General features: G+C 40.9%; 13 protein-coding genes. 10 read left to right on the top strand and 3 right to left on the bottom strand.

Features of this window, described 5'->3' with window-relative positions; translation table 11 throughout:
- Window positions 1-179 precede the first annotated feature (179 nt).
- Together BP549_RS07545 and BP549_RS07540 are read left to right on the top strand one after the other, a co-directional pair.
- Window positions 180-581, top strand: coding sequence for an SET domain-containing protein (locus BP549_RS07545; protein ID WP_292374876.1), 402 nt, complete (start codon window positions 180-182; stop codon window positions 579-581).
- Window positions 582-851: 270 nt separating this feature from the next.
- Window positions 852-1,658, top strand: a complete 807-nt coding sequence (locus BP549_RS07540) for a hypothetical protein (RefSeq protein ID WP_292379522.1) — start codon at window positions 852-854, stop codon at window positions 1,656-1,658.
- Window positions 1,659-1,794: 136 nt separating this feature from the next.
- On the opposite strand, the gene BP549_RS07535 is transcribed toward BP549_RS07540, so the two are convergent.
- Window positions 1,795-2,256, bottom strand: a complete 462-nt coding sequence (locus tag BP549_RS07535; protein ID WP_292379519.1) for a pyridoxamine 5'-phosphate oxidase family protein — start codon at window positions 2,254-2,256, stop codon at window positions 1,795-1,797.
- An 831-nt stretch (window positions 2,257-3,087) separates the two neighbouring features.
- Between BP549_RS07535 and BP549_RS07530 the strand changes: the two genes are divergently transcribed.
- The 7 genes from BP549_RS07530 (at window position 3,088) to BP549_RS07500 (ending at window position 12,389) form a co-directional block, all read left to right on the top strand.
- Window positions 3,088-3,612 (top strand): MarR family winged helix-turn-helix transcriptional regulator, encoded by a 525-nt coding sequence (locus tag BP549_RS07530; RefSeq protein ID WP_292379518.1) that lies wholly within the window; start codon window positions 3,088-3,090, stop codon window positions 3,610-3,612.
- Between the two features lie 19 nt (window positions 3,613-3,631).
- Window positions 3,632-5,041 (top strand): MATE family efflux transporter, encoded by a 1,410-nt coding sequence (locus tag BP549_RS07525; protein ID WP_292379516.1) that lies wholly within the window; start codon window positions 3,632-3,634, stop codon window positions 5,039-5,041.
- Window positions 5,042-5,116: 75 nt separating this feature from the next.
- Complete coding sequence (locus tag BP549_RS07520; RefSeq protein WP_292379514.1) at window positions 5,117-6,058, top strand: ABC transporter ATP-binding protein; 942 nt, start codon at window positions 5,117-5,119, stop codon at window positions 6,056-6,058.
- A 9-nt stretch (window positions 6,059-6,067) separates the two neighbouring features.
- Window positions 6,068-7,426 (top strand): COG1361 S-layer family protein, encoded by a 1,359-nt coding sequence (locus BP549_RS07515; protein ID WP_292379512.1) that lies wholly within the window; start codon window positions 6,068-6,070, stop codon window positions 7,424-7,426.
- A gap of 63 nt (window positions 7,427-7,489) precedes the next feature.
- Window positions 7,490-8,725, top strand: a complete 1,236-nt coding sequence (locus BP549_RS07510) for an ABC transporter permease (RefSeq protein ID WP_292379510.1) — start codon at window positions 7,490-7,492, stop codon at window positions 8,723-8,725.
- An 887-nt stretch (window positions 8,726-9,612) separates the two neighbouring features.
- On the top strand, window positions 9,613-10,971 hold the full coding sequence (locus tag BP549_RS07505; protein WP_292379508.1) for a COG1361 S-layer family protein: 1,359 nt from the start codon (window positions 9,613-9,615) through the stop codon (window positions 10,969-10,971).
- A 191-nt stretch (window positions 10,972-11,162) separates the two neighbouring features.
- Complete coding sequence (locus BP549_RS07500) at window positions 11,163-12,389, top strand: ABC transporter permease (protein WP_292379507.1); 1,227 nt, start codon at window positions 11,163-11,165, stop codon at window positions 12,387-12,389.
- 66 nt (window positions 12,390-12,455) lie between these two features.
- Here the strand turns inward: BP549_RS07500 and BP549_RS07495 are convergent, their stop codons facing one another.
- On the bottom strand, window positions 12,456-14,141 hold the full coding sequence (locus BP549_RS07495) for a vWA domain-containing protein (protein ID WP_292379505.1): 1,686 nt from the start codon (window positions 14,139-14,141) through the stop codon (window positions 12,456-12,458).
- A 186-nt stretch (window positions 14,142-14,327) separates the two neighbouring features.
- A complete protein-coding gene (locus BP549_RS07490) occupies window positions 14,328-15,896 on the bottom strand; it encodes an AAA family ATPase (RefSeq protein WP_413788524.1) in 1,569 nt (522 codons plus the stop codon).
- A 380-nt stretch (window positions 15,897-16,276) separates the two neighbouring features.
- Here BP549_RS07490 and BP549_RS07485 point away from each other — a divergent pair, with 380 nt between their 5' ends.
- Entirely contained in the window at window positions 16,277-16,735 is a 459-nt protein-coding gene (locus BP549_RS07485) for a MarR family winged helix-turn-helix transcriptional regulator (protein ID WP_292379503.1), read from the top strand.
- Window positions 16,736-16,760 lie beyond the last annotated feature (25 nt).

Genomic DNA, 16,760 nt, shown 5'->3' with positions numbered 1-16,760 from the left:
TCTGCATCCAAAAGTTCTGCATCTGGAAAGAAAATCGCATGCGTGGGAGATACTCAGGAACTTTCTATTTGGTTAAGCGCTGAATCTAAAATTGTGAAGGGAAATCTCTAATTATAGGTATTTCCAAATAATAAAACAGTTTACTGATAATATCTTAAAGCTTGCAGGAACTTGGTCATATGTTACGGATAAGTATTAAAAACTCACCTGGAAAAGGTAGGGGCGTATTTGCACAGCAGAATTTTAAAAAAGGCGAGGTAATAGAAACCTGTCCTGTTATAGTTTTACCCTCTGAAGAGATAGACTCACTTGAGCTTACCGAGCTATACAATTATTATTTCGCCTGGGGCCCCGATTCAAAAGATGCAGCTATTGCATTGGGATACGGCTCGCTTTATAACCACTCTTACAACCCGAATGCAAGGTACTACAAAGACTTCGAGAATGGACTTTTAAAATATGTCTGTATTAGAGATATTCAGAAAGGCGAAGAAATCACAATAAACTATAACTGCGACCCTAAAGACAAAACCCCTGTCTGGTTTGATCTTGCAGGTCAAGAAAATCTTGAAATTTGCTGAAAAGTATAATTATTGTATATAAACATTGACTGTTCTTGGATAAAATGTATTTTTACTCCTTCTAACTTTCTTTGATAAGGAATATTTTTACTCTTTCTACCTTTTTTAGACTTTTTTGAGTTTTATATTGGACAGGCGCGAAGTTTATATTTTCTTCATCCACTTAATACTTAGAAGCTAATCCATAACCTAGCCTGTAATCCACCTATCGAATTTAATTTCAGGTCAACTTGAAGCTAAAACTTTTCCTGAAATAAAAGGAATTAAAAAATGGAAAATGCATTTCTTACGGTTTTTAGGGCAAGCCTGCTTGAGACCTTCTATGTCACAGGCTATCTGATCCTTGTCGGTCTGATACTCGGCCTTCTTGAAAACCGGGCTAATTTCTACACCCAGGGAGCCTTTGGCAGGAAAGGAATTCTGGTCACGTCCTGGATAGGCACTCCTATTCACGAATTCGGCCACCTGTTGATGTGTTATATATTCAGGCATAAAATAACTAAATTCAAGCTGTTTTCCAGCAAAGCAAAGGACGGAACCCTTGGATACGTCAACCACAGCTGGAACTCAAAAAGCCTCTACCAAAACATAGGAAACTTTTTCATAGGCATGGGCCCGATCTTCAGCGGGACTGCGGCGCTTGTCATCGGGATGAACCTTCTCCTGCCGGATTCTTTTGCCAGAGTTGCCGACTACCTCACCCTTGAACCCTCCCAGCCGGACAAGTATATAATGACAAAGATCTTTGCCCTTACTGCAGGTCTCTTTCAAAGCATATTTTCGGTAGAAAACCTGATTTCTCTCAATTTCTGGATTTATTTTGCCCTGGCAATTGCAATCTCTTCCCATATGGCCCTGAGCAAAGAAGATCTTAAAGGGGCCGGCAGAGGTTTGACAACGATATTCACTTTTATTTTGCTGGTAAATTTGGTTGCCCTTATCCTCAATGCTAATTTTTCCGGCCTTTTTGCGAATATCCTGGATTTAAACGTATACATTCTAGCTTTTTCAATGATTTCTATTGTCTTTTCATCAATTAGGCTGGTTTTAAGTGTTTTTGCGTATTATCTGGTCTGAAAATTCCTTTAATGTATGGCGCTTCATATGCATTGGTGCAGAATTTCAAGCTAGAATAACAGAGACATAGATCAGAATAAATAAAAATAGAACTTGAAGGACAGCATGCTTTTCACAGAGATTTTTGCTATTCCATTCAAAATCCATGCTGTTTCCCTGTCATTATTTCAATCTCAATCTTAATTATGCACAGCCTGTTAACTTTCCATTCTTCAAACTCAAAAGGCCCTTTTTTTCCGTAATGCTCGGAAAGGACAGTAAGCCCCTCTACTTTTTCATTATAATCTTCAACAAATAGTGCCTGGCCGTTCCCTACAACGCTTCTGTAACGGACATCATATTTACATATATTCTCAGTGATGATGATTTCAGCCTCGACATCGGCTTCGAAAGCGACTCTGGGGTTCCTGTTAATAACGTCAATTTTCTTTCCTTCTCGGGAACAGTGAAGATAGATCTTGTTATCTTTATATCCGAAGGCCATTGGGATAATGTACGGTGTATCTGATTCCGAAAGAGCAAGCCTAATAAATTTTGCCTTTGATAGAATCTCTTCTATCTGCTGCTGATTCTGAATAAGTTCTTTGTTTCCCATCATTCTCACCTTAATGAGATCCTTTTGCTATAAAAACTTGTAAAGAGATATTATTCTTGAATAAAATTATTTCAAGTCTGAATTCTTAATTTGTAATTCTTTAGAATCATATCCTATTCTGGGAAAAGCAAACTGTGCTTCACAATAATTTTATCTTCCTGTGAGGTAATTCCTCACATTTTAAAGTCAACTCATTAAGTGTTAAAGGGATTAACATAATTTCATAACGTTTCATGTTTACAGACAGAAAGGAGCATTTGGACAAAAATTCAAACAAAGCTGTAAGTTTGCGAAATTCTACTGCCTACCGAACTCATATTTTTGCGCCTTCTATATTCGTACGACATCTTACAAACAGATGTTTGCCACTTCCAGCCTGAGTTACCTTTTTGTTAGAGTCCACAAATAAGCTCATGGATTTCTTTTTAGTATCACATGTAACTGAAAAACGTATCCAGAATCTATGAAAATTAGATTAATTCCAGATTTTACACCTATAAATGTCATTTTTCATATTTTTAATTCTCATTCAAAATGCGATTATTTTAATCTACGGAATATTATTGAAAGTGGTCTTTTTAAAAATCCCTTCAGAATTTCTTCAGAATCCAGTGTTTATAGTAAGTATTATAAAATATTAAAATAGTTATTCTATGTTTTTGTTTTATTGTCTTATATTGTAACAGCTATCTTGTATCCCAATTTAGTTTCATTCGTAACTATTATATATCTCATAAACCTATCAGGGATCAGATTAGTTCCGCCTGTAACAATTTGAAATAGTTTTTCATTTCAAAATGAGTTCTTCCGCTCATAAATGTGAAGGATAAAATTATGGAAAATTCAAGAGAAACAAACCTAAAAGAAACAAATCTAAAAGAAACAGACCTAAGAGAAATAGACCCAAGAGAAATATTAGGCCCGATTGCCCATATTTACCGTAGCCATCTGGCGTACATGGCAAAGGAACTCGAAGCTTATAGGCTCGGAAGCGGGCAATTTGAGTTTTTACTAATATTATACCACAAAGATAGTGTCTCCCAGGAAACCCTTGCAAAGATTCTGAAAGTAAGCAAAGCAACAAGTACCAGAGCGATCCAGAGTCTTGAAAAAGAAGGTTATGTTTACAGGGAAAGAGACGAAAGTGACCTTCGAGCTTACAAAGTTCACCTGACTGAAAAAGGAAAGGAAATGAGAAATCTCATTTTTAAGAAGTTGATGTCTTTTACAGATATTCTCTTCTCGGACTTCACTTTGGAAGAAAAAGAGATTTTTAGGCTACTTATTCATAAAGCTTCAACTAAATTTTTTGACTTTGAATTCGAGCCTCTGTCTTATAGGCCAGAAAATGCGAAGTAAAAACGGTAGAGATGAAAATATGGATGAAAAAAGTGCATTTCTTGGTAAAGATAACATAAGGAAGCTCCTGTTTAAGCTTTCAGCTCCTATTGTTATCGGAATGCTGGTACAAGCTCTCTATAATGTTGTAGATACCTTTTTCGTGGGATTGGCCTATGGGGCAGATAGTGTCCAGGCCATAGGCGGACTTTCGATAGCATTCCCAATCCAGATGATAATTACGGCTTTCGGAATCGTTCTAGGGACAGGAGGCTCTTCTATAATTTCGCGATCCCTTGGAGCAAAAAATTATGGAAAAGCCGAAAGAGTACTCGGAAATGTTTTTTCACTGAGTTTAATATTAAGCATACTTACTGCCATTCCTTGCCTTTATTACCTTGAATCGATTTTGAAGGTTTTCGGAGCAACTCCTGGAGTCCTGCCCTATGCTGTAGATTATCTTAATATTATAATATTAGGAGGGACTGTCTTTGTCTTTGGAGTGGCTGTTCAGAACATTGTCCGATCTGAAGGTAACGCTCGCCTTGCAATGAATGCTATGCTCGTAGGAGGCGGCCTCAATATTTTCCTTGATCCGTTTTTCATGTTTGGTTTCGGAATGGGTGTGAAGGGTGCTGCAATTGCAACTATAATTTCACAAGCTGTAGCTTCAGTCTGGCTTTTGCTATATTATCTAAAAGGAAAAGGGGCTGTACACTTCAGGCCAGAAACCTTGAAACTAAATCTCAAAATTATGAAGGAAATTGGGGCTATCGGTATTGGGTCTTTTGTAATGCAGTGCTCGACCAGTGTCATGATGATTTTTGTTTTCAATGCACTTGCAACTTATGGAGGAGATAGCTCAATTGCTGTTTATGGTGTAATAATGAAGATTAACTCCTTCATTTTCATGTCTCTCCTAGGTATGGGATTTGGCCTGCAACCGATTGTCGGGTATAATTACGGAGCAAAAAAATATGAAAGGATAGCCGAAGCCGTAAAACTATCGCTTGTAGCGACAACTATTACTGGACTTCTTGGTCTAATTATCATCATACTCTTCAAAGAACAACTTCTAGGGTTATTCAGTGAAGATCTGGAGTATCTGGAAATTGGGAAAGATGCTATAACGATCATGCTTTTGGGAATGCCTTTGGTCGGTCTGAATGTGATCACATCAGTCCTGTTCCAGGCCTTAGGAAAAGCCAAACCCGCCTTTATTCTTTCCATTAGCCGGCAGCTCCTCTTCCTAATCCCTCTTGTTCTCGTCCTTCCCCGCTTATATGGACTGAACGGAGTTTGGGCAGCTTATCCTATTGCAGACTTTCTGGCATTTCTGCTTTCAGGGTTCCTGCTTCTCAGGGTTTACAGGATCTTCAAAGAGAATAAAGATTCTTCAAAAACAAGTGCAGGATCAGAAGTTGCCGATAAAATATCTAACAGTTCGTAAAACGCCCCACGTCATTGAACTCAGGTTACTTAAAATGGTTCAGCTCAGAAATAATTAACTTTTTAGAGGATGTGTATGACATTTACTGAGATAATAAATTCTTTTAAAACTAAGTTAAATCCCTCAAAATTTATGTATTCGCTGGAAAAAGAGGCGATTTTCTATAGTGAATCAGAGAACAGTACCGAGGAAAATAATTCAGGGGAAAATTTAAAAAGTAATCCCTCCTTTAATTCTGGAGATAATTCTGTTAACAATTCTAATGCAGAAAAAATCTCCAGAAATAAGGAGGTTCCGCTTATCAAGCTGACCAATGTCTGGAAACTTTACCAGATGGGGGAAGTTGAGTTTGCAGCACTTAAGGGAATAAATCTTGAGATTTATGAGGGTGAATTCCTTGTAATCCTTGGCCCAAGCGGAAGCGGGAAAAGTACCATGATGAACCTGTTGGGTTGTCTGGACATACCATCAAAAGGCACGGTTTATCTGAATTCAAAAGACATCTCTAAACTTGATGAATCTGAACTCGCCATTATCAGAGGACAGATGATTGGCTTCATATTCCAGAGCTTTAACCTTCTTCCAACCCTCAATACTGAAGAAAACGTGTTGTTGCCCTTGGAGTTTCAGGAAGAGGATCGGCAAATAGCCCGACAAAAAGCCTCATATTTGCTTGAGATTGTCGGGCTCTCTGAAAAGAAAAAGAACCTTCCTTCTCAGCTTTCAGGCGGGCAGAGGCAGAGAGTTGCAATAGCCCGCTCTCTGGCTGTAAACCCACCTATAATCCTTGCAGATGAACCTACAGGAAACCTAGACAGCAAGACCGGAGACTATATTCTGGATTTTCTTGACGGGCTTAACAAACGAGAAGGTAAGACAATTATAATTGTTACCCATGATCTTGAACTTATAAAATATGCAACAAGGGTTGTGTACATCCGAGACGGTGAGATTGAAAAAATCGAAGCACGTACGAAAGATGAACCAGGTACGGAAAACGAACCAAATCTGAATTGAGGAATTAAAATGAAGAAGTTCTTTTTATTAACCTTTTTACTGCTGCTTTCAGTATTTATATGCCTTGGAGCCGGAACAGCACTTGCTTCTAATGGGGATATTAAGTCTGCATCTGTGGACGTAAACCTGACTAATCAAAATCCTGATGCTGCTCGCCCTGGAGAACCTGTTGAACTCACGCTCAGCGTGCAGAATGTAGGAAACGCTGATCTGAAAGATATTACTGTTACAGTGAATTCTGAATATCCTTTCAATAAGGTTTCCGGAGAAGAGCTAACAAAAAAAGTTTCCTATCTGAATGCCAGGCAAGACGATGACGATGCAGCAGTCCTTAAATTCAAGCTCATGACGGATGCTAATGCGTCGGAAGGCACGTACGATATCGATATTACCACTACTGCCAAAGAAAGTGGCCCTTCTTCAAACACAGTCACCACTACAAAAACCATCCAGCTAGAGGTAAGGGGTAAAGAGTACGCTCAGATTGTTACTATAAATCAGGCAAATATTGACATTGCAAAGGAAGAGCCTCTGGAATTCATAATCACAAATACCGGAAATTCGCCCCTGAAAAACATGGTAGTTTCCTGGAAAGATCCAAAAGGAGTAATCCTCCCTGTATACTCGGACAATACCAAGTACATCAAATATTTGGAACCTGATAATTCTGTGACCGTTTCCTACTCTGTAATGGCAGATGTAAACGCAAACCCTGGCCTCTATACTCTGGATGTAAATCTCACATTTGAAGACTATGAATCTAATGAAAAAAGTATCCAGACCACAGCAGGTCTTTTTGTTGGTGGAGAAACCGATTTTGATGTTTCCTTTTCTGAAAGTGACCAGGGAGAAATTTCCCTTTCAGTTGCAAATGTAGGCAACAACATGGCCTATTCCGTGAAAGTCTCGGTTCCGGATCAGGAAGGGTACAGAGTATCAGGAAGTTCTTCAACTATTGTAGGAAACCTTGAGAAAGGAGACTACACAATTGCATCTTTCAATATTGCAAGCACACAGGAAGATGGCAAGAATACATATTCCTCATCCAATGTCAAACTCGATGATAACAATGTAACTTCCATGGATTCCGAACCTCTAAAAGTCCAGATTGAATATACGGATGCAAAAGGAGAAAGAATCACGGTTGATAAGGAAGTAAAACTCGAAATGACTGCAGGAAATATGACTGAACAGGGACGAGGGGGGCCAGGTAACAAGAGTAGTGGGTTTGGATCATATTTTGTCTATGTTGTTTTAATAGCGGTTGCAGGAGGAATATTCGTCTCTCGCAAGAAAATTCAGGAAAAACTGCATGCAAGAAAAGAGAAGCATTCCGGGAATAAAAATCCTGAAAACCCGAAGGTCTGAATAAGGCCATATAATAAAAACAGACCACAAAAGATAGGATCACTAACAAACGGAGGAAGTAGGATGAGAAACTCAACCTACCTGAAAATGGGTCTGAATATGCTTGTGCACAGCAAGCTCCGAAGCTGGCTGACCATTATCGGGATAGTTATAGGAGTCGGATCTGTGATTGGCATCGTCTCCTTAGGGGACGCTATGGAAGCAAATGTGCAGAGCAAGTTAGCCGAGATGGATCTAACAAATATAGTCATAAGTCCGGGGTATACCAAAGCGTCATCAAACTTGCATGGTGGGCCTCCTCCTGGGATGGGTGGTGGTTCCTCGACAGATTCCGAATTGACGGATGACGACATTGATGCACTTCAAGGTATGGATAGTATACAGTATATAGCCGGATCAATTTCAGGCCGTGAAGAGGTGAAATATGCAGGAGAAACTGCTACCCTCTCGATTACAGGTGTTGATCCTCAGGTCTGGAAGTATATGACTTCCCTGAAAACGCAATCCGGAAGATTGCTTGAACCGGCAGATAGATATGTTGCAGTCATAGGAAGCAGTGTTGCCAGTGAGACTTATGACCAAGACATAGGGGTTAATCAGGTAATCACAATAAACAACAAATCAGTACGAGTTGTTGGAGTCCTGGAAGAAGAAGGCATGGGAGATGACTCAAAAATCTATATGCCTATTGATGGAGCAGTAGAGCTTATTGAGGATGCCAAAGAGGATGTTTATGATAGCATCACTGTAAAAGCCAAGAGTGAAGATCTGATTGACGAACTTACGGAAGATATTGAAAAAAAGCTCATGGTCTCAAGGCATATTGTTCAGGAAGATGACAAGGACTTTTCCGTAATAGCTTCAAAATCTATGGCAGAATCTGTTACTGAAATGATGAGTTCGATGACGCTTTTCCTCGGAGCCATTGCAGCCGTGTCCCTGCTTGTAGGAGCTGTCGGGATTGCCAATACCATGTTTACCTCTGTGCTTGAAAAGACAAAGGAAATCGGAACTATGAAAGCCATTGGGGCAAAAAACAGGGATATACTTATGATTTTCCTTTTTAATTCCGCAATGGTAGGCCTTGTTGGCGGTATCCTTGGAGTTATTCTGGGATCCTTTGTTTCATCTGGGCTCCAGGCAATGATGGGAAGCGATATGACAGGAGGTGGCGGAGTAAGATTTACTCTAATGCTTGAGGGACTTGCACTTGCAGTTCTGATAGGAGTAATTTCTGGAGTAGTACCAGCGTACAGGGCCTCAAAATTAAAGCCTGTGGATGCATTAAGGTACGAATAAACGGAAAAAGGAATAAATTGAAAAGAAAGGGAATCAAACCCTTTCTTAATTTCATTTTTCATAGGAATCAATGGCTTTCTGCTAACAAAGAAAAAGGTTGTGGTATGGTTGCTGAATGCCAGGATCACTAGAAACTCGGTCTTCTTTTTTCAAAAAAAAGTAACAGTGCTCTTTTTAGAATTGATCCATGACTCGTGTATATAACCTCTTTATCCGGCAATTGAGATTTGACGAGAACTGGCAGGTATTTTGAGATTCTAATTGCAGGAGCGTTTTTCTTTGTCTTTGGAGCAGCTATTTGGACCATTTGTCAGGGACGAGAGAAACAGCTCTGATGTTAGGTCTGAAGCTCCTTTTGAGAAACCCCCTCGAAAATAACACTTTATTGGGTATTCGTTTGCCTTTTATAGGATAATTAAAGATTAAATTAAGTTAATCTCCTATAAAAAAGCTTCATTGGTAAATTAATTCTCTAGGCTTCCCGATTTTTAGCTAAGTATGCTTATATTATTAAACACCAATGAGAGGGTCAGCTGCCTTCAATCCTATTGAGTGGCTGTAAGATCAAATGTTCCAAATAAGACAGTATTCAGCCACATATCAGGCACTCGTGTTATACAGGTGTTCAACCTCATATCAGACAGTTGCTCAATTTGGTTAATTACAATGGAAAAGGAAAAAGACCGGAGACTATATTATGGATTTTCTTGACGGGCTTAACAAACGAGAAGGTTAAGACAATTATAATTGTTACCCATGACCTTGAACTTGTAAAATATACAACAAGGGTTGTTTACATCCGAGACGGTGAGATTGAATAAATCGAAAAGCGAACGAAAAATGAACCCGGTACGGAAATCGAACCAAATCTGAATTGAGGAATTAAAATGAGAAAGTTCTCTTTGCTAACCTTTTTACTTCTGTTTTCGGTATTCATATGCCTTGGAGCCGGAACGGCACTTGCTTCTAATGGGGATATACAATCTGCATCTGTGGACGTAAACCTGACTAATCAAAATCCTGATTATGCTCGCCCTGGCGAGCCTGTTGAACTCACGCTCAGTGTGCAGAATGTAGGAAACGCTGACCTGAAAGACATTACTGTCACAGTTAATTCGGAATATCCTTTCAATAAGGTTTCCGGAGAAGAGCTAACAAAAAAGGTATCCTACCTGAATGCCAGGCAAGACGATGACGATGCAGCAGTCCTTAAATTTAAGCTTATGACCGATGCCAATGCTTCTGCAGGCAAATACGATATCGATATTACTACTGCTGCTAAAGAAAGTAGAGACTCATCAAAAACAATTACCACTACAAAAACCATCCAGCTAGAGGTAAGGGGTAAAGAATATGCTCAGGTCGTAACCGTAAGCAAGGCGAATATTGACATTGCAAAGGAAGAGCCTCTAGAACTTATTGTAACGAATACAGGAACTTCCCCTATCAAAAACATGGTAGTTTCCTGGAAAGATCCAAAAGGAGTAATTCTCCCGGTATACTCGGACAATACCAAGTACATTAAGTACCTCGAAGCCGGAGGCTCGGTAAACGTATCTTACTCTGTAATGGCAGATGTAAATGCAGACCCTGGGCTATACACTCTGGACGTGAATCTCAGCTATGAAGATTATGAATCCAAGGAACAGAGTATCAATACCACAGCAGGAATGTTCGTAGGTGGGGAAACTGACTTTGATGTTTCCTTCTCAGAAAGTGACCAGGGAGAAATTTCCCTTTCAGTTGCAAACGTGGGCAACAACATGGCCTATTCCGTGAAAGTCTCGGTTCCGGATCAGGACGGATACAAGGTCTCAGGAAGTTCCTCAACTATTGTAGGAAACCTTGAGAAAGGGGACTACACAATTGCATCTTTCAATATTGCAAGCACACAGGAAGATGGCAAGAGTGCAGGTTCTTCATCCAATGTCAAACTCGATGATAACAATTTAACTTCCATGGATTCCGATCCTCTAAAAGTCCAGATTGAATATACGGATGCGAAAGGAGAAAGAATAACGGTTGATAAGGAAGTAAAACTCGAAATGACTGCAGGAAACATGACTGAGACAAGTCAGGGAGGCCCAGGAGGTCAGAGTAAAGGTGCCGGCATCGGCTCATGTTTGCTTTACGTTGTGATAATAGTACTCGTTGGAGGATCATTTGTCTACCGCAGGAAAATCCAGGAAAAGATACAGAAAAAAAAAGAGAAACCATCCGGCAGCGAAAAGTCTGAAAACCAGTAAACCTGAAAACTGGCATAGAGAATGAAGGATGCAGAATGAGAAACACAGGCCTTTTCAGAAAATTGCTTGCCCGCAAGCCTTTTCAAAAAAGGCTTGAGCGAAAACCTAGGCAGCGGCGTGGTAAACCGGCGAAACGGTTACACAAGCCTTTTCAAAAAAGGCTTGAGCGAAAATGAATGGAAGGGTGCAGGATGAGAAACTCTACCTACCTGAAGATGGGTCTGAACATGCTTTTGCACAGCAAGCTCCGAAGCTGGCTGACCATTATCGGGATAGTTATAGGAGTCGGATCTGTGATTGGCATTGTCTCTTTAGGGAATGCTATGGAGGCAAATGTGCAGAGCAAGTTAGCCGAGATGGATCTGACGAAAATAATCATAAGTCCAGGGTATACCAAAGCGTCATCTAACATCCCTGGCCCTCCTGGTATGGGGGGATCATCAACAGATACTGAATTAACAGATGACGATATCAAGGCTCTCCAGGGTCTGGATGGAATACAATACATTTCTGGCGAGATCTCAGGTAGAGAATCAGTGATTTATGCAGCCCAAAATGTAACTCTTTCGATTACAGGTGTGGATCCTCAGGTCTGGAAGTATATGACTTCCCTGAAAACGCAATCCGGAAGATTGCTTGAACCGGCAGATAGATATGTTGCAGTCATAGGAAGCAGTGTTGCCAGTGAGACTTACGACCAGGACATAGGGGTTAATCAGGTAATCACGATAAACAACAAATCAGTGCGAGTTGTCGGAGTCCTGGAAGAAGAAGGCATGGGAGATGACTCAAAAATCTATATGCCTATTGATGGAGCAGTAAATCTGCTTGATGATGCCGAAAAAGATGTTTATGATAGCATCACTGTAAAAGCCAAGAGTGAAGATCTTGTGGACGAACTTACGGAAGATATCGAAAAAAAGCTCATGGTCTCAAGGCATATTGTTCAGGAAGATGACAAGGACTTTTCCGTGACAGCCTCAAAGTCTATGGCCGAGTCTGTTACTGAAATGACGAGCTCGATGACGCTTTTCCTCGGAGCCATTGCAGCCGTGTCCCTTATTGTAGGAGCCGTCGGGATTGCCAATACCATGTTTACCTCTGTGCTTGAAAAGACAAAGGAAATTGGAACTATGAAAGCCATTGGGGCAAAAAACAGGGATATACTTATGATTTTCCTTTTTAATTCCGCAATGGTAGGCCTTGTTGGCGGTATCCTTGGAGTTATTCTGGGATCCTTTGTTTCATCTGGACTCCAGGCAATGATGGGAAGTGATATGGCAGATGGTGGTGGAGTAAGATTTACTCTAATGCTTGAGGGACTTGCCCTTGCAGTTCTAATAGGAGTAATCTCTGGAGTAGTACCTGCTTTCAGGGCTTCAAAGTTAAAACCAGTAGATGCACTGAGATATGAGTAAACGAAACGGAAAAAAGGAATAAACAGAAAAGAAAGGGAATCAACTCTTTTTTAATTTCCTGCTTCCTTAATTTTCGGCTTCGTTCGAATCTATAGATTTCTGTTCTGTAGATGATTCAATTAGCCTTACAAACCCGCCGCTGCCCTCAGGATCCAGTTCCATTTCCACAAAATAAGTATAATCTGAGATTTCAGACAGCCCGCCTGCTCCGCTGTTACCTACGATTAGCGAATAGACTTTTGCGTTATACTTCTTTTTTGCCTCTTCCCAGCGGGCCAGGACCAGTTCGTCCGAGACTTCGGATTTGCCATCGGTTATAAAGAGCAGGTCTGCTCCCTGGAAGTCTTTTTCCTTCAGGGACTTGAGGCCTGAGGCAAGGGCAGTATTGAAGTCCGTTCCTCCACCGAAGGTATAGAGAAGGAAATTCAGGAATTTTTCGGACATTTTTTTCCTGCTGCTGAGCTCGATTTCCAGGTGCTGGCTTGTTGAGGCAAAAAGGATAACTTTCATGTCCCTCTGCTGGGAAAGCATGCGTTTTGCCATGGCCAGCACTGCGGACTTGGCCAGGGTCTGGGGAGCTCCATGCATTGAGCCGGAGGTGTCCACAAGCACGATCATCGGGCCTCTGGGTTTTATTCGGGGAGGGCCTGTATAATGTTTTCCGAGGAGCTGATAGCTTAGGAGCTTTCCTTCAAGCATATCCGCATAGAACTTCTTCTTCAGGGATGGGTTCAGGAGTTTTGCGGCTTCCATGGGCAGCAAATTATTGATAGAATCGGAAAAGCGCACGGTCTGAATCCGGTTTTTTCCAAAAGGTGAAAGGCGTATGCGGTCCGAAGGCGGGTCAAATTCCCGCCTACCAATAAAATCTACAATTTTTCTCAGGTCAGGGCTTTTTTCAAAAAAGGTCGAATAATTTTTAAGCATTTTAAGCTGCACATAGTAAGGCTCTTTTTTAAGCTCTTTTACGGAATAGCTCCAGTTACGCTGGGGAAAAAGCAGGGCAAGCGTATCGAAAAGCTCCATGTTTTCTTCCATTTCTGAAACGAATTCGTTCATTCTACGGTATAGTCCTTCCATTATTCTTTCCAGAAAATCCTGATACCCACCTTTCTGCATAAAAGCCAGGACAGCGTCGGCCAAGGCAAGTTCTCCGTAACTTCTCATTGTCTGGACATTCCTGCCTGAAAACTCAGCCGATCCCGTATTTCCCCACATCAGGAGAGTTTCTTTCAGGATTTCTTCAAATTGACTGAGTATTTCATCTATTCCAGCATCAATTTCCTTAAGATATTCTACACTTGAAACACTGGAAGAGGTCTCTAAGAAACGTTCCAGAATATCATAAATAAGAGGCAGGAGAATTTTCAAGCCTGCAATTCCGGCTCCTCTACTTTTTTTTGCAATTTTTCGGAGTTTAGGCCAGGGTTTTGAATTTCTCAGGGTAAGAAGGATCGGATAAAAAGCTCCGAAAGTCTCTATGAACCTTTCAGGGTCTTTTATCTCATAAGGCTGCCCAAAAAGGATTTCAAGGGTTAGGACTTCGGCGATTTTTTCTCGTATTGGGCGGGGAATAGTTCGAGGAAAGGCTATTGTGCTCCTGAGGTCTCGTCCCAGCACGGCCGCAGTCTGATTATGGAGCAAAAGCAAATCCCGCAAGCCTTTATTTCCTGAGGCTTTATTCCCTAAAAAGGAGTAAGTTCTAGATGAAGCTGCATCCGAGTTATTTGGAAAATCCTCAGAGCCTTCCATGTCAAAACCTCATTTGAGTTATCTGGTTAAAAATTACCTTTTTTGGAATTTTATGGTTCAAAAGTTCGTGTTTTAGAATTTTATAGTTTAAAACTTCCTGTTTTGGGATTTTTATAGTTTAAAACATCTGGTTTAAAGCTTCCTGATCAAATATTGCCTGGTTTGAAGCTACTATGTCGGGTTTCTTCATCTGAGCTTGAATCGAGAGCCAATACCTTTCATAAAACTGTTGACACTGCTGCCAGAATCGGATACGGAAATTTGTTCCATTTCTTTTTTTCCTGCTTCTTTTGCAGGCTGGATTTCAGGCTGAGGTTCAGGTCTTGCCTGCCTGATTTGAATTCCGAGCATTGACCGGCTTTTTGAGATGAGTTCATCGAGCTCGGATAGCTCGAGATTTCGGGTGTCGTGCAGGAGAAGAGCTTCGTTTCTGTCAAGCGTCGAGAGCCATATATTTGCATCCATCAGGTTTTTGAGAAGTTCCCGCTCTGCTTCAAGTCGGTATTTTACACGTTCCACTCGATCGGCAAGGTTTTTAAGTTCTTTTTCAAAAACTTCTTTCTGGGTCTGGGAAAGTGTGCTCGTTTTTCCAGCCGCTTCCTGAAGCGAATCAATTTCTTTTACAAGGTTGTCATAAGGATAGATCCTTGACGGCCCTTCCGTTTTAAGAGTATAGCTGTGATTCGGGTGGGATATATGGTGAGTTTCAATTTCCTGCCTAAGCCGAAATTCTTCTCCGCAGCTGTCACAGAGGATCTTTACAGGAAGTTCGTTTTTCAGGGCAATGCTTACTGCGGCCTGCAGGTCTTCGACTTCCTGGCGCAGTTTTTCTGTACTGATGCCGCCTGAAATTGCGAACTCAAAAACGGTTTTCCGTATGGTTTCCCGCTCTTCAGGCAGATTCCAGAGCATGTGCTGAAGCAGGAGCACCATTGTCCTGTCCACGGCCGGGCATCCACTGCTGCAGGCTGCAACCTTCAAGACCTGAATGACTTTTTTCCAGCGCCGGTCAGAGATTTCAATCTCATGTAACTGAAGGCTCTTTCGAAGCTCAGTTACAATGATCTCAACATCAGGGTCAACAGGCAGATCTTTTGCGCGTGCTCGAAGTCCGTATATTTCGGAGACTCTGAGACTTGTTGCAGGTTCGAATTCTTCAGGGCTTCTGAAAAGGAGGTTCCGAAAATTTTCCTCGTCCTGGATATAGGCGAGTCTGTACCTGAACAAAAAGCGGTCATAGAGTGCTTCAAGGCTCTCGTTTTCGTCAGGAAACTCATTGGATGCCCCGAAAACAGATAGCAGAGGCACGTCTACAAGCTCTCTTCCATTATGGTATTTGTGCTCATTGAGAATGGTCAGGAGGCTGTTCAGGATCGCACTGCTCGCTTTAAAAATCTCATCCAACAAAGCGATATGTGCAGTCGGGAGGCAGCCATCGATTTTCCTGCGGAATTCGTCTTCTTCCAGGGCTTTTAAGGAAAGTGGACCAAAGAGCTCTTCAGGGGTGGAAAAGCTTGTCAGGAGATAATTGAAAAAGTTTCCGCCTTCGATTGACTGGCAGATATTTTTCGCAAGCTGGGTTTTTGCCGTTCCAGGCGGTCCTAGAAAGAGGAGGTTTTCCCCGGACAGCACGGCAAGGAGAGAACCGTCGATCTCGGCTTCCCGCTCTTTAAAATAGACCATAAATGCGGATTTGATCTCAAGAAGCTTTTCTTTCAGGAGCAGACCTCCAGGTGAAGAGTGATATTTGGGCAAATCAGGACAAAATCAATTTGCAGCCAGGTTTTAAGTCTTTAGCCTGATTCTATTTTAAACCTTTCAATTGTATCTTATTTTCTAAAAACAAATCCTGGAAATGTAGCTTCCATTTTTATGTTTCAAAGCTATGTTTCAAGAAGGCTGTGAATCATTTTTCTGAGTTCTTTTTCAATTTACAAATTTTTTCAGATTATGTAAACCGCGAAGCTTAAATATGTTCACAACAGTGTTGATTTATCAACCATTGAAAATTCAATTATTTAATTTCTTATAATTGAAAAATCAATATTATTATAAATTCATTATATTTCGGAAATTATCTGCCTGAAAAATACTTCTGGTCGGCAAATCAGGTATAAAAAAGGTCAGTGGATAAAATGGACGAAGAGACGCTGAAGAAGATAATTCTTCTTATGACAGAAAGAGATGCTCTTGATAATTTGATTTTTGAACAGACTTTTCAGAAAAAAATTATTAGCAAATTTAAGAATCTGAGCAAGAATCAACCCATGGTAATCAAGATCATAGGCATGGAAGGTGAAATCATGCCCTCGACTATAGGGAAGTATACAGGCATGGATAAAAGCAGCCTAACTCGAATGGTTGATGATCTGGAGAAAAAAGGAATGGTATTTCGAAAAACTGACCCTGAAGACCGAAGGAAAGTGCTTGTTTCACTAACTGAGAAGGGACTAGAATGTTATAACTATTTCAATCAGGTCGCCGATGAAATCTTTAAGCTTGTAGACGAGAAGGATGTAGAAGAATATGTACAAAGTCTCGAAACGATGGTGAGACTTTTAAAAAAGGCTGCCAGTCAACAAGCTAGACTCTAACTCGAGGGTGGGCGAAAGGAGGAGG

Origin of the sequence: Methanosarcina sp. UBA289 (genome assembly GCA_002496565.1) — an archaeon.
Classification (GTDB): domain Archaea; phylum Halobacteriota; class Methanosarcinia; order Methanosarcinales; family Methanosarcinaceae; genus Methanosarcina.
Note: the sequence above shows the minus strand (reverse complement) of the source record. Positions and strands in the feature narration are given on the sequence as shown.